Source organism: Pectobacterium fontis, from assembly GCF_000803215.1.
GTDB lineage: Bacteria > Pseudomonadota > Gammaproteobacteria > Enterobacterales > Enterobacteriaceae > Pectobacterium > Pectobacterium fontis.
On sequence record NZ_JSXC01000018.1, the window covers coordinates 48185 to 61557 of the forward strand.

12 protein-coding genes are annotated in these 13373 nt (G+C 52.8%); 5 read left to right on the forward strand and 7 right to left on the reverse strand.

What is annotated here, in order from left to right:
- Nucleotides 1–5: 5 nt before the first annotated feature.
- Nucleotides 6–3230, forward strand: a complete 3225-nt coding sequence (carB, locus tag OI69_RS06450) for a carbamoyl-phosphate synthase large subunit (RefSeq protein ID WP_039347624.1) — start codon at nt 6–8, stop codon at nt 3228–3230.
- 86 nt (nt 3231–3316) lie between these two features.
- Here carB and OI69_RS06455 read toward each other — a convergent pair whose 3' ends face one another.
- A complete protein-coding gene (locus OI69_RS06455; protein ID WP_039347627.1) occupies nt 3317–3931 on the reverse strand; it encodes a LysE family transporter in 615 nt (204 codons plus the stop codon).
- A gap of 155 nt (nt 3932–4086) precedes the next feature.
- Between OI69_RS06455 and OI69_RS06460 the strand changes: the two genes are divergently transcribed.
- From OI69_RS06460 to OI69_RS06475, 4 genes are all read left to right on the forward strand, one after another.
- Nucleotides 4087–4926: a threonine/serine exporter family protein gene (locus tag OI69_RS06460; protein ID WP_039347630.1), complete on the forward strand. Its 840-nt coding sequence runs from the start codon at nt 4087–4089 to the stop codon at nt 4924–4926.
- Nucleotides 4917–5387, forward strand: a complete 471-nt coding sequence (locus OI69_RS06465; RefSeq protein WP_039347633.1) for a threonine/serine exporter — start codon at nt 4917–4919, stop codon at nt 5385–5387. Before OI69_RS06460 ends, OI69_RS06465 begins: the two co-directional genes overlap by 10 nt.
- 98 nt (nt 5388–5485) lie before the next feature.
- The gene (gene folA, locus OI69_RS06470; protein ID WP_039347636.1) at nt 5486–5968 is read left to right on the forward strand and encodes a type 3 dihydrofolate reductase; all 483 of its coding nucleotides are present in this window, start codon (nt 5486–5488) and stop codon (nt 5966–5968) included.
- Between the two features lie 199 nt (nt 5969–6167).
- A complete protein-coding gene (locus tag OI69_RS06475) occupies nt 6168–6362 on the forward strand; it encodes a hypothetical protein (protein ID WP_039347638.1) in 195 nt (64 codons plus the stop codon).
- A gap of 31 nt (nt 6363–6393) precedes the next feature.
- Here the strand turns inward: OI69_RS06475 and apaH are convergent, their stop codons facing one another.
- The 6 genes from apaH to lptD form a co-directional block, all read right to left on the reverse strand.
- Nucleotides 6394–7251 (reverse strand): bis(5'-nucleosyl)-tetraphosphatase (symmetrical) ApaH, encoded by an 858-nt coding sequence (gene apaH / locus OI69_RS06480; protein ID WP_039347641.1) that lies wholly within the window; start codon nt 7249–7251, stop codon nt 6394–6396.
- A gap of 2 nt (nt 7252–7253) precedes the next feature.
- On the reverse strand, nt 7254–7631 hold the full coding sequence (apaG, locus tag OI69_RS06485) for a Co2+/Mg2+ efflux protein ApaG (RefSeq protein ID WP_039347644.1): 378 nt from the start codon (nt 7629–7631) through the stop codon (nt 7254–7256).
- Between the two features lie 12 nt (nt 7632–7643).
- Nucleotides 7644–8462: a 16S rRNA (adenine(1518)-N(6)/adenine(1519)-N(6))-dimethyltransferase RsmA gene (gene rsmA / locus OI69_RS06490; protein ID WP_039347646.1), complete on the reverse strand. Its 819-nt coding sequence runs from the start codon at nt 8460–8462 to the stop codon at nt 7644–7646.
- Nucleotides 8455–9456: a 4-hydroxythreonine-4-phosphate dehydrogenase PdxA gene (gene pdxA, locus OI69_RS06495; protein ID WP_039347649.1), complete on the reverse strand. Its 1002-nt coding sequence runs from the start codon at nt 9454–9456 to the stop codon at nt 8455–8457. The genes rsmA and pdxA overlap by 8 nt, the downstream gene beginning before the upstream one ends.
- On the reverse strand, nt 9456–10751 hold the full coding sequence (gene surA / locus OI69_RS06500; protein WP_039347652.1) for a peptidylprolyl isomerase SurA: 1296 nt from the start codon (nt 10749–10751) through the stop codon (nt 9456–9458). The genes pdxA and surA overlap by 1 nt, the downstream gene beginning before the upstream one ends.
- A 74-nt stretch (nt 10752–10825) precedes the next feature.
- Nucleotides 10826–13198: an LPS assembly protein LptD gene (gene lptD / locus OI69_RS06505; protein ID WP_039347837.1), complete on the reverse strand. Its 2373-nt coding sequence runs from the start codon at nt 13196–13198 to the stop codon at nt 10826–10828.
- Nucleotides 13199–13373 lie beyond the last annotated feature (175 nt).

Below are 13373 nucleotides of genomic sequence, written 5' to 3' on the forward strand. Positions count from 1 at the left end.
AAACCATGCCAAAACGTACAGATATTAAAAGCATCCTGATTCTGGGCGCCGGTCCGATTGTTATCGGTCAGGCGTGTGAGTTTGACTACTCGGGTGCACAGGCGTGTAAAGCGCTGCGTGAAGAGGGTTACCGCGTTATTCTGGTGAACTCCAACCCGGCTACTATTATGACCGACCCGGAAATGGCTGATGCGACCTACATCGAGCCGATTCACTGGGAAGTGGTACGCAAAATCATTGAAAAAGAGCGTCCAGATGCAGTGCTGCCAACGATGGGCGGCCAGACGGCGCTGAACTGTGCGCTGGAACTGGAACGTCAGGGCGTGCTGGCCGAATTCGGCGTCACCATGATTGGCGCAACGGCAGATGCCATTGATAAAGCGGAAGATCGTCGCCGTTTCGACGTGGCAATGAAAAAGATTGGTCTGGATACCGCGCGTTCCGGTATTGCCCACACGATGGAAGAAGCGCTGGCCGTCGCGGCTGACGTCGGTTTCCCGTGCATCATTCGTCCTTCCTTCACGATGGGCGGAACGGGTGGCGGTATCGCTTACAACCGTGAAGAGTTTGAAGAGATCTGCGAACGCGGGCTGGATCTTTCGCCAACCAAAGAGCTGCTGATTGATGAATCGCTGATTGGTTGGAAAGAGTATGAGATGGAAGTGGTGCGTGATAAGAACGACAACTGCATCATCGTCTGCTCCATCGAAAACTTCGATGCCATGGGGATCCACACCGGAGACTCGATTACCGTCGCGCCTGCGCAAACGCTGACCGATAAAGAATATCAAATCATGCGTAACGCCTCGATGGCGGTACTGCGTGAAATCGGCGTAGAAACCGGTGGTTCTAACGTCCAGTTCTCGGTGAACCCGAAAACCGGTCGCCTGATTGTTATCGAAATGAACCCGCGCGTATCGCGTTCTTCCGCGCTGGCGTCTAAAGCGACCGGCTTCCCGATTGCGAAAATCGCGGCCAAACTGGCGGTAGGCTACACGCTTGATGAGCTGATGAACGACATCACTGGTGGCCGTACGCCAGCGTCCTTCGAGCCGGCTATCGACTATGTTGTCACCAAGATCCCACGTTTCAACTTCGAAAAATTCGCTGGTGCCAATGATCGTCTGACCACGCAGATGAAATCGGTGGGTGAAGTGATGGCAATTGGCCGTACGCAGCAGGAATCTTTGCAGAAAGCGCTGCGCGGTCTGGAAGTGGGCGCAACCGGCTTCGATCCGAAAGTGGATTTGGATGACCCAGAAGCGCTGACCAAAATCCGCCGCGAGCTGAAAGATGCCGGTGCCGAGCGTATTTGGTACATCGCCGATGCCTTCCGTGCAGGGATGTCTGTCGATGGCGTCTTTAACCTGACCAACGTCGATCGCTGGTTCCTGGTGCAGATTGAAGAGCTGGTGCGTCTGGAAGAGCAGGTCGCAGAGAAAGGTGCCACCGCACTGGATGCTGATTTCCTGCGTACGCTGAAGCGTAAAGGCTTTGCTGATGCGCGTCTGGCGAAACTGGCTGGCGTGGCGGAAAGCGAAATTCGCAAACTGCGCGATAAATACGACCTGCACCCGGTGTATAAGCGTGTCGATACCTGTGCGGCAGAATTTGCGACCGATACCGCTTACATGTACTCCACGTACGAAGAAGAGTGTGAAGCCAACCCGACTCAGGATCGTGACAAGATCATGGTACTGGGCGGTGGGCCAAACCGTATCGGTCAGGGGATCGAGTTTGACTACTGCTGCGTCCACGCTTCATTGGCGCTGCGTGAAGATGGTTATGAAACCATCATGGTTAACTGCAACCCGGAAACCGTTTCAACCGATTATGATACGTCTGACCGTCTGTACTTTGAGCCGGTAACCTTTGAAGACGTGCTGGAAATCGTCCGTATCGAGAAGCCAAAAGGCGTCATCGTACAGTACGGTGGGCAGACGCCGCTGAAACTGGCGCGTGCGCTGGAAGCGGCGGGTGTGCCGGTTATCGGCACCAGCCCGGATGCGATTGACCGCGCAGAAGACCGTGAACGTTTCCAGCAGGCGGTTAATCGTCTGGGGCTGAAACAGCCTGCAAACGCCACGGTAGCAACGATTGAGCAGGCGGTAGAAAAAGCGCGTGGCATCGGCTATCCGCTGGTCGTCCGTCCTTCTTATGTTCTGGGCGGTCGTGCGATGGAAATCGTGTACGACGAAATTGACCTGCGTCGCTACTTCCAAAACGCCGTTAGCGTATCTAACGATGCGCCGGTACTGTTAGACCGCTTCCTTGACGATGCTATCGAAGTGGACGTTGATGCGATCTGTGACGGTGAGCGCGTGCTGATTGGCGGCATTATGGAGCACATTGAACAGGCGGGGGTTCACTCCGGTGACTCCGCTTGCTCACTGCCAGCTTACACGCTGAGCAAAGAGATTCAGGATGTGATGCGCCAGCAGGTTGAAAAACTGGCGTTTGAACTTTGCGTTCGCGGCCTGATGAACGTGCAGTTCGCGGTGAAAGATAACGAAGTCTACCTGATTGAAGTGAACCCGCGTGCGGCGCGTACCGTACCGTTTGTCTCGAAAGCCACCGGCGTTCCACTGGCGAAAGTCGCGGCACGCGTGATGGCAGGTAAAACGCTGGCTGAACAGGGCGTGACGAAAGAAATTATCCCGCCGTACTATTCTGTGAAAGAAGTGGTGCTGCCGTTCAACAAATTCCCTGGTGTTGACCCGATTCTGGGGCCAGAAATGCGTTCGACCGGGGAAGTGATGGGCGTTGGTCGTACGTTTGCTGAAGCGTTTGCCAAGGCGATGCTGGGCAGCAATTCGCACATGAAGAAAAACGGACGTGCGCTGTTGTCCGTGCGTGAAGGTGATAAAGCGCGTGTGGTGGATCTGGCAGCCAAACTGCTGAAGTACGGTTTTGAACTGGATGCGACGCACGGCACCGCGATTGAACTGGGTGAAGCCGGTATTAACCCGCGTCTGGTCAACAAGGTGCATGAAGGTCGCCCGCACATTCAGGATCGTATCAAGAATGGCGAGTACACTTACATCGTCAACACTACCGCAGGTCGTCAGGCGATTGAAGACTCCAAGCTGATTCGCCGCAGTGCGCTGCAATACAAAGTACACTACGACACTACGATGAATGGCGGTTTTGCCACGGCGATGTCATTAACAGCAGATCCGACGGAGAAGGTGACGTCCGTACAGGAAATGCATGCGATGATTCAAGGCTGATTGACCGACTTCGGTAGGCAATAAGCGGATAAGAAAAGCCAGCGTTGGTCACCGCGCTGGCTTTTTTCATGGTGAGCGTTTTGGGTTTAACCCAGCGCGACTTTGATACCCAGTGCGATCAGTACCGTACCCAGCAGTTTATCCACCAGTTTCTGCGCTTTAGCCAGCCCACGTCGTACGGGTTCGCTTTGGAAAAGCAGCACCAACAGCGGCCACCACACGACAGAGAGCAGCCAGATAATCATGGCATACCACAGTTTTTCACCGATGCCAGAATCAATATTCAGAACCTGTGTGAACATCGCTAAAAAGAACAGCGTGGCTTTTGGATTAAGCAAATTGCAGAGGTAACCTTGCAGGAACGCTTTTTTCAGGCTGACGCTTTGCTGACCTTGAGGGGAAATCTCCAGTTTGCTGCCACCGCGTGCAAATAATGCCTGAATACCGATCCAGATCAGGTAGGCGGCACCCGCATATTTCAGTACATTAAATAGCCACGGTGTCGTCGTGATGACGACGGCCAAGCCAGCGACGCAGTACGCCATGTGAGTAGCCACGCCGCAGATGACACCGAAAGCGGTCATCAGCGCCGTAACGCGTGGATAGCGTGCGGCATTCTTGATGACGAGAAAAAAGTCAGGGCCAGGGGAGAGCATGCCTAGTGTAGAAATGGTGGCGACAAACAGCGATGTTTCTAACATGGTCATTCCAGAGAGTGAAGATATCAAGAGCGTTTAAAATGATAGCGCCAGAATAATGAATTCGCATCACACTTATTGGTTATTCGGCGATGATATGTTAACAATTATCCTTTCATTTTTTATGGTTAATTTCAGGGGCGGGTTGAGATAACAACATGGTCAGTGAACGCGAGAGCGGTGAATCATTAAGTGGTGCAAAACACTTAAGTGGCGACAAACAGGCGGGGGAAGCGCTACACCAGCGGGAAATAACCCGGCTGTGTATCCAGTGTGCGCTGCTGCTGTTGCAGCATGGCGCAGAAAGTATGGTGGTGGAGCAGTTGTCGTCGCGGCTGGGTATAGCGCTCGGTGCCGATAGCGTTGAGAGTTCGATTTCTGCAAATTCGATTGTCCTGACGACTATTATGCAGGGGCATTGTCTGACGTCGACACGAAAGAATGCGGATCGCGGGATTAATATGCACGTCGTTATTGAGGTTCAGCATGCCGTCATCATGGCCGAGCATAAACTGCTGGATGTGGCTGGCGTGGAGAAGCGTCTGGGGAATATTAAGCCACTGCGTTATCCGCGCTGGTTGATGGTTTCCGTTGTGGCGCTTTCCTGCGGTTGTTTCAGCCGCTTGAACGGCGGCGGGTGGGATGCCTTTATCGTCACACTGATCGCCAGTGGTCTGGCAATGTACGTCCGTCAGGTCTTTACGGCACGGCACCTGAATCCGTTAATCAATTTCTGTATTACGGCGTTTGTCGCGACGTCGGCATCCGGGCTGTTGATGCGTTTACCCACTTTTTCTCAAACCTCGACGGTGGCGATGGCGGCAAGCGTGCTGCTGTTGGTTCCCGGCTTTCCGTTGATTAATGCCGTAGCGGATATGTTTAAAGGGCATGTGAATACCGGTTTGGCTCGCTGGACGGTTGCGAGTTTGCTGACGTTGGCAACCTGTATTGGTGTGGTGATGGCGATGTCGCTGTGGGGGTTACGCGGATGGGCTTAAGTTTACTGTGGGCGTTCTTACAGGATATGGTGCTGGCGGCGGTTCCGGCACTGGGCTTCGCCATGGTCTTTAACGTACCGCTGAAAGCACTGCCGTATTGTGCGCTGTTGGGCGGTGTTGGGCATGGCGTACGGTTTGTGGCAATACATTTCGGAATGAATATTGAGTGGGCGTCGTTTCTGGCGGCGATTCTGATCGGTATTATCGGCATTCGCTGGTCACGCTGGCTGCTGGCGCATCCAAAGGTTTTCACCGTCGCGGCCGTGATCCCGATGTTTCCCGGCATTTCTGCCTATACGGCGATGATTTCGGTGGTGGAAATTTCGCATCTTGGCTATAGCGAAGCGCTGATGAGCGTCATGGTAACCAATTTCCTGAAGGCCAGTTTTATCGTCGGCGCGCTGTCTATCGGCCTGTCTTTGCCGGGGATCTGGCTCTACCGTAAACGACCCGGTGTATAAAACTCTTATATTACATTTCCGCTGGGTCTTGATATCGACGAGTGGAGGGGCTTTCCGTATAGTGTCAGCAATTTTCTGACCTACAGGGTTTTTTCACCATGGTTATTAGTTTGATTGCTGCACTGGCAGTGGATCGCGTGATTGGCATGGAAAACGCGATGCCGTGGCATTTGCCTGCCGATCTGGCATGGTTTAAACGTAATACACTTAAAAAGCCCATTATTATGGGGCGTAATACTTTCCGCTCTATCGGTCAGCCGTTGCCCGGTCGGCTGAACATTGTCGTCAGTAATCATCCTGGTGATGACGATCGTGTGACCTGGGTTTCATCGCTGGAGGCTGCGTTAGCGGCCGCAGGTGACGTTGAGGAAGTGATGGTGATTGGCGGCGGCAGCATTTATCAGCAGATGCTGTCACAGGCTAACCGCCTCTACCTGACGCATATTGATGCCGAGGTGGAAGGCGATACGCATTTCCCTGATTATGAGCCGGATGAATGGCAGTCTGTTTTCAGCGAATTCCATGACGCCGACGAGCGTAATTCACACAGTTACTGTTTCGAAATACTGGAACGCCGCTAAGCACATCTTTCCGCGCCAGAGTGGTGCGGAGAAGACGACATCTCCCCAAGCCCGCCTTGTTGCGGGTTTTTTCGTTTCATATTTCTGTCATCGGCCATCGTTAGTATAAAAACAGGTCGTCTTTGTGTTGTTCAATTGAGGCGTAGTTCAATCGAAAGACACTTAAGCCGCTGTGTTTACTATCAAGGAAACCGTACGTATGACGAATAGAAACAGCAATCTGAATTCTGACCGCCTGAGCGATCCTCGCCGCCGTGAATTACCGTCAGGCGGTGTAGATGCCGTGGGGCTGGCTGGGTTTCTTGGCGGTGGCATCTGGTCGATTCCCGCCGAGGAGCTAGCCGTTCCGCCATCCCAAAAAGTGCAGTCTGGGACGACTGTCCCCTTTCTTTGACAGTGGCTCGGCTTGCCTTGGCGTGAATACATCACGCATTCGGTGAGGGCGCGATATTACCAGAGAGTTCGGTATTTGGTGACAGTGACGGTTGCGTAAAATAGCGTTTATCGTCCCAACGCAGCATCGTCAGATCCCCCCCCCAACAGCACCCGGTATCCAATGCATAAATGTTCTCCGGTGTGCCTTTCCCTTCCAGTGACGCCCAATGGCCGAACACAATCGCATATTCTCCGGTGATTTGGCTTGGCAAATCAAACCATGGTTTTAGCAGGGAAGGCGCCTGACCTGGCGGCTCTTTGCAGAGCATATCCAACTGTCCTCCAGAGAAGCAGTAGCGCATACGGGTAAAGACATTGGTGCTAAAGCGCAGGCGTGCCAGTCCACTCAGTTCTGGGCTCCAGTGGTTCGGCATATCGCCATACATGGCATCGAGGAAAAGCGGGTAGCTGTCGCTGCTCAGGATCGATTCAACTTCGCGTGCACACATCAGTGCTGTCGGCAGATCCCACTGTGGCGTGATGCCAGCATGCGCCATGACCAGCTTCAGATCGTCATCAGCCTGTAGGATCGGCTGGCGGCGTAGCCAGTTGATGAGTTCATCTGCATCCGGCGCGGTGAGGAGATCGTTGAGACGATCTTTCGGCTTATTGCGGCTGATACCGGCATAAACGGCCAGCAGGTGTAGATCGTGATTGCCAAGCACCATCCGAACAGAGGAACCGAGGGAACGCACGAAGCGCAGAACCTGAAGCGAATCCGGCCCGCGTGCGACTAAATCGCCGGTTAACCAAAGCGTATCTTGCTCAGGATTAAAGGAAACTTGCGCCAATAGCGCTTTGAGTTCCACTAAACAGCCGTGGACATCGCCAACTAAATAGGTAGACATAATTAATGTATCAGTGAGGAGATAGCCAGACGGAATACGGGGATTGAAACCTGAAACGCTTTGCCCTGATGGTCAACCATGTGGTAGTGGCCCTCCATCGTGCCGAGAGGCGTTTCTATAACGGCACCGCTGGTATATTGGAACTCGCCGCCGGGCTGGATAATCGGCTGTTCGCCGACGACGCCTTCACCCTGAACTTCAGTCTGGCGACCGTTACCGTTGGTGATCAGCCAATAACGCCCCAAAAGCTGGATTTCATGACGCCCCAGATTGCGAACGGTAATCGTGTAAGCAAACACGAAACGTTCTTCATCAGGTTCCGATTGTGATTCCACGTAAACGCTCTGAACCTGTACACAAACACGGGGCGCATTAATCATGATGAACTCCAGTTATTCCTGTTTTGCAGGATGCTCGCTTAACCAGTTCGCCAAGCGGCAATATTGTTCAACGGTCACATTCTCTGCGCGGCTGGTGGCATCAATACCCAGCTCGGCGAGAACGTCTGGCGTGAACAGATTACCCAGACTGTTACGCAATGTTTTACGGCGCTGATTGAACGCTTCCGTCGTGATGCGGCTCAATACGCGAATATCACTAACCGGGTAGGGGATCTCGGCACGAGGCACGAGTCGCACGACGGCAGAATCCACTTTAGGTGCGGGCTTGAATGCTTCTGGTGGTACTTCAAGCACCGGAATTATCTGGCAATAATACTGTGCCATGACGCTTAGGCGTCCAAAGGCTTTGCTGTTCGGCCCCGCTACCAAACGGTTAACCACTTCTTTCTGCAACATAAAGTGCATGTCGCGGATAGATTGAGTATAGGTGAACAAGTGGAACATCAGCGGGGTAGAAATATTATACGGCAAGTTGCCAAAAACGCGCAGCGGTTGTCCGGCTTGTTCAGCGAGCGCAGCGAAATCGATCGTCATGGCATCTTGCTGAATAATCGTCAGCTTATCTTTCAGCGTCGGATGCGTTTCCAACCGCGCGGCCAGATCCCTGTCCAGCTCAATCACGGTAAAACGATCCATCCGTTCGCCGACGGGGGCGGTAAGCGCGCCGAGTCCGGGGCCTATCTCGACAACCGCTTGTCCCGGCTGAGGATGAATGGCGGAAACGATGCTATCGATCACGAAGTGATCGTTTAAAAAGTTTTGCCCAAAACGTTTACGGGCGAAGTGACCTTGGTGTACGCGATTATTCATTACTGTATTTTATCATTTTAATGGCAAGATTTAATGCCGTGATGAAGCTGCCGGAGTCGGCGTTGCCCGTTGCGGCCAGCTCAAGCGCTGTGCCGTGATCAACGGATGTGCGGGTAAACGGTAACCCCAGCGTGATATTAACGGCGCGCCCGAAGCCCTGATATTTCAGAACCGGTAGCCCTTGATCGTGGTACATCGCCAAAACGGCGTCAGCGTGTTGCAGGTACTTGGGTTGGAAAAGCGTGTCGGCAGGCAATGGCCCCACCAGCGTAATGCCCTGCTGGCGTAGTTCGTCCAGCGCAGGATTAATGACATCCAGCTCTTCACGCCCCATATGGCCACCTTCACCAGCATGAGGATTTAACCCACAGACGTAAATTTGGGGTTGAGCAATGCCGAATTTTGTCTGCAAATCATGGTGCAAGATCGTGATGACTTCATGCAGGCTCTGGCGGGTAATGGCCGCAGAAACGGCCGCCAGCGGCAGATGCGTGGTTGCTAAAGCAACACGCAATTCTTCCGTCGCCAGCATCATGACGACACGGTCACAGTGGCTGCGATCGGCGAAAAATTCAGTATGTCCACTGAAAGGGACACCAGCATCGTTGATGATGCCTTTATGTACTGGGCCGGTAATCAGCGCGGCGAATTCGCCGTTCAGGCAGCCGTCACAGGCGCGCGCCAGAGTTTCAACAACATAAGTGCTGTTAGCGACATTCAATTGACCCGCAATAATGGTTGCGGGTGCGGCAACTGGCAGGATGGTGAGGCTACCTGCCTGCTGTGGCTGTGCCGGATGACCGGGGTGATACTCACGCAGCGTCAGCGGCAGAGACAGTTGCAATGCGCGACTGAATAACAGGTCAGGATCCGCACAGCAAACCAGCTCCACTGGCCAGTCTTGCTGTGCGAGAGCAATCACCAGATCGGGGCCAATCCCGGCGGGTTCGCCGGGGGTGATCACAACGCGTGGTGTCTTGCTCTTAGTCTGCATTAGTGAGTTGCGCCATTAATCACTTTGACATAGGCCGACGCACGCTGCTCCTGCATCCAGGTTTGCGCTTCTTCAGCGAACTTACGATTAAAGATCATACGGTATGCCTGCTCTTTTTGTGCCGCGTCGGTTTTATCTACCTGACGGGTGTCCAGCAATTGAATCAGGTGCCAGCCAAAAGAGGAGTGAACAGGCTGACTGATTTCGCCTTTCTTCAGTTTCAACAGCGCATCGCGGAAGGCCGGATCGTACATATCTGGAGAGGCCCAACCCAGATCACCGCCCTGATTTGCAGAGCCAGGATCCTGGGAGAGCAGTTTGGCTTGTGCGGCGAAATCGGTACTGCCGTTTTTGATCTGCTGTGCCACTTCGGCGAGCTTGGCTTGCGCCTGACTATCCGTCATGACGACAGAAGGTTTGATCAGAATATGACGAGCGTGCGTTTCGGTGACCGATACGCTTTTGTTACCACCGCGAATATCGTTCACTTTCAGAATGTGGAAGCCCACACCAGAACGGATTGGGCCGACGATCTGGCCTTTTTGCGCCTGCGTTAAGCGTTCGGCAAACAGGGTTGGGATTTCTTGTAACTTGCCCCAGCCCATCTGGCCACCTTTCAGCGCCTGAGCGTCAGACGAATAGGTGATAGCCAGTTTACCGAAATCCGCCCCTTCATTGATTTGCTTCACCAGTGAGGTTGCCAGATTTTCCGCTTCATCCACCTGCTGCTGAGTGGGGTTTTCCGACAATGGGATTAGGATATGGCTCAGGTTTAGTTCATCGTTTTCGCCGGTCTGGTTAGCGATCTGCTTAGCCAGCGTATCGACTTCCTGCGGGAGTACGGTAACACGACGACGGACTTCGTTATTACGTACTTCCGAAATCAACATCTCTTTGCGAATCTGATTACGATAGGTGTTGTAGTTCAGACCTTCGTAAGCCAACTGGCTTTTTAGCTGATCCAGTGACATCCGGTTTTGAGCGGCAATATTGCCAATCGCCTGTTCCAGTTGCTCATCGGTCACCTGGATACCCATTTTCTGCGCCATTTGCAGGATGATGTTATCCATGATCAGACGATCGGTAATCTGATGGCGTAGCGTCGCATCATCCGGTAGTTGTTGTCCGGCCTGCTGAGCATTCAGTTTCACTGACTGCAAAAGGCCGTTGACATCACTTTCCAATACGACGCTGTTATCGACCACTGCTGCGACTTTATCAACCACCTGTGGTGCTGCGAACGCGGTAGAGGCACTCAGTGCCAATCCGAGAATAAGCGTTCTCCAGTTCTTCATACCTTTCCCATTATTTCATCCGCAAGGCGGGTTAAAAGTTCCAACGTTTCAGTGAGACAGCCTGTTATGACACATCAGAATGCGCGCTGGTAAGGTAAAATACCTGAGCGCAGCATTTTTTCGGAACCCAGACTGTAATCGCTGCTTAAACCGCGTAATTCGATATTGAATGACACTTTGTTGTCGTATTCGCTGCTGCGGCTGGCACTGTTCCAGTCGGTAATTTTACGTTCATAACCGACGTTAACGGCCCAACAACAGGTATTGTACTGTAAACCAATAAGCTGGTTTGCCGGCTGATTGGCCTTGGTGTCGTAGTAATACGCCCCGACAACAGCCCAACGTTCGACGATCGGCCAGCTCGCGGTGATACCCACCTGTGAGATGCCCTGCTGGAAGCCTGGGTTCCTGACATTGGGAATCATATCCTGAATATATTCAGGGCTGGCATAACGATAGTTTAGCTGCACCAAACGTTCCGCATCGCGGCGGTATTCTAACACGGCGTCACCCAGCGCGACTTCGTTCAGACGATTGTCATATTGCAGACCACCGCGAACACCCCACCTGTCATCGATTCTCAGGAAGGAGTCACCTGCCCACACCTGGCTACCGTTGTTATCACTTTTATCGAGTGACGTATTGAGGTCACCGGTGCGTGGACGATCGAAGTAATAGATTTGACCAATAGAAGCGTTAAAACGTTCAACCAATGTATCATCATAAATCCGCGTGGTGACACCCGTTACCAGTTGATTGGCGGAGGCGATACGGTCCAGACCGCTGTAGCTGCGATCGCGGAACAGGCCAGAATAGTCGGTCTGCATCAGCGTTGAGTCATAAATATGGATACTGCTTTGATCGCGATAGGGCACGTACAGGTATTGTGCGCGAGGCTCCAGCGTTTGGGTATAGGCCTGCGACCAGTCCATTTCGCGTTCAAAAACCATTTTGCCGTCGACTTTATACTGTGGAATGACTCGATTCACCGAATCTTTCAGTGCATTTTTCGAGTCTTGTATCTCTTGCGTATCGCTTGGTGTTGCACGGTAACGGTCCAGGTTATCCTGTTGGTAGTGCGTTGCTAAGAGTTTGGCTTCGGTATTCAGGCTGGCCCAGCGGTTTGCCAGCGGGAGGTTCAGCGTTGGCTCAACATGCAGGCGCGTTGTTTCTGGCCTATTGTCGTTAACGTTAGTAAATTTTACCGCCTGACCATAAAGGTGCATATCAACCGGGCCGATATCATTCTGATAATAATTAATATCAAGCTGTGGTTCTGCGCGGTAGACATCACGACTGGTCGCATTGGAGAAGACCTGGAACTGTTTGGTGGACAGTGTGGTGTTCCAGTTTTGGTTCGCATAGCCCGCACTGAGTTTTTGGGTGACGTAACCGTCGGTGGTTGAACCGTAATGTGAGTCCAGATCGGTGAAGTAGCGGTCATCGCTGACTTTGGTGTAGTCTGCGCTAAAACGCCATACCTGATCCATCACGCCGTTGTGGCCCCAATGGAATAGCCAACGGGTGTCGTTGCTATCCTGCGGTGCGACTTTGGCGTATTCATTGTCGCTGGGCAACCAGTCGAATTGAATCACACCGAGACCCGGAGTGGTCAGGTAACGGAATTCGTTCTGCCACTGAACACCGCGTCGCGTTTGCAGATGCGGAGTGAGGGTAGCGTCAAAATTAGGGGCGATATTCCAGTAATACGGCGTCAGCAATTCAAAGCCATTGCTGCTACCATATTTCGCATTGGGGATGAGGAAGCCTGAGCGTCGTTTATCGCCGATAGGAAGCTGCAAATACGGGCTATAGAACACAGGTACGCCACCAATCTTGAAACGCGCGTTCCAGATTTCGGCAACCTGCTCTTCTCTGTCTTGAATCACTTCCGAACCGACGACACTCCAGCTATTATCTCCCGGCAGACAGGACGTGAAGGAGCCGTTTTCCAAAATGGTGTAGCGATTGCTGTCACGCATTTTCATTTTGTCGGCGGAACCACGCCCTTGACGTCCCACCATCTGATAGTCGCCTTCATAGACGTCGGTATCTTTGGTGTTCAGATTGGCCCAGGCTTTCGGGCCTTTAAGGGTGACCTGATTGTCGTCGTAGTGGACATTTCCCGTTGCGGTAATGCTACGTGTGGGTGTGCTACCCTGTGTGGCTGGGGTTAACTGGTTCAGTTCCACCTGTTCGGCGGTCATGACGCTGTTGCCCTGCTGAATGTGAACATTGCCGGTGAATTTGGCGTTGTCTGGGTAGCTGGCTTCGGTTTTGTCGGCCTGAATATTGACCGGCAACTGATTAGGATCGCCAGTTACCAGCGGTCTGTTGTACGTAGGTACACCCAGCATGCACTGTTCAGCGAGATCGGCCAGCGCGTGCTGGCTGTAAAGCGCCGACCAAACCAGAGTGGCCAGCAGAGTTGGGAAACTTTTTTTCATACGTGGTATCAGGTGTTCCGTCATCAGGGGCATCATGCCGGCAAACGGTCAGAGACTATATCACTCGTTAGCGTTGCGCCAGTGTTAAATCCCCACCGCTTATACGCACCGCCGTTAGGTGCAAAGATAAATGACGGGTATGATAAAGCAATTTTGGGCTGACGGCATGAGGATT

Bases quoted from the DNA above. Each gene is read 5' to 3' on its own strand.
- carB (WP_039347624.1), top strand. From the start codon at position 6: ATGCCAAAACGTACAGATATTAAAAGCATCCTGATTCTGGGCGCCGGT.
- OI69_RS06455 (WP_039347627.1), bottom strand. From the start codon at position 3,931: ATGTTAGAAACATCGCTGTTTGTCGCCACCATTTCTACACTAGGCATG.
- OI69_RS06460 (WP_039347630.1), top strand. From the start codon at position 4,087: ATGGTCAGTGAACGCGAGAGCGGTGAATCATTAAGTGGTGCAAAACAC.
- OI69_RS06465 (WP_039347633.1), top strand. From the start codon at position 4,917: ATGGGCTTAAGTTTACTGTGGGCGTTCTTACAGGATATGGTGCTGGCG.
- folA (WP_039347636.1), top strand. From the start codon at position 5,486: ATGGTTATTAGTTTGATTGCTGCACTGGCAGTGGATCGCGTGATTGGC.
- OI69_RS06475 (WP_039347638.1), top strand. From the start codon at position 6,168: ATGACGAATAGAAACAGCAATCTGAATTCTGACCGCCTGAGCGATCCT.
- apaH (WP_039347641.1), bottom strand. From the start codon at position 7,251: ATGTCTACCTATTTAGTTGGCGATGTCCACGGCTGTTTAGTGGAACTC.
- apaG (WP_039347644.1), bottom strand. From the start codon at position 7,631: ATGATTAATGCGCCCCGTGTTTGTGTACAGGTTCAGAGCGTTTACGTG.
- rsmA (WP_039347646.1), bottom strand. From the start codon at position 8,462: ATGAATAATCGCGTACACCAAGGTCACTTCGCCCGTAAACGTTTTGGG.
- pdxA (WP_039347649.1), bottom strand. From the start codon at position 9,456: ATGCAGACTAAGAGCAAGACACCACGCGTTGTGATCACCCCCGGCGAA.
- surA (WP_039347652.1), bottom strand. From the start codon at position 10,751: ATGAAGAACTGGAGAACGCTTATTCTCGGATTGGCACTGAGTGCCTCT.
- lptD (WP_039347837.1), bottom strand. From the start codon at position 13,198: ATGAAAAAAAGTTTCCCAACTCTGCTGGCCACTCTGGTTTGGTCGGCG.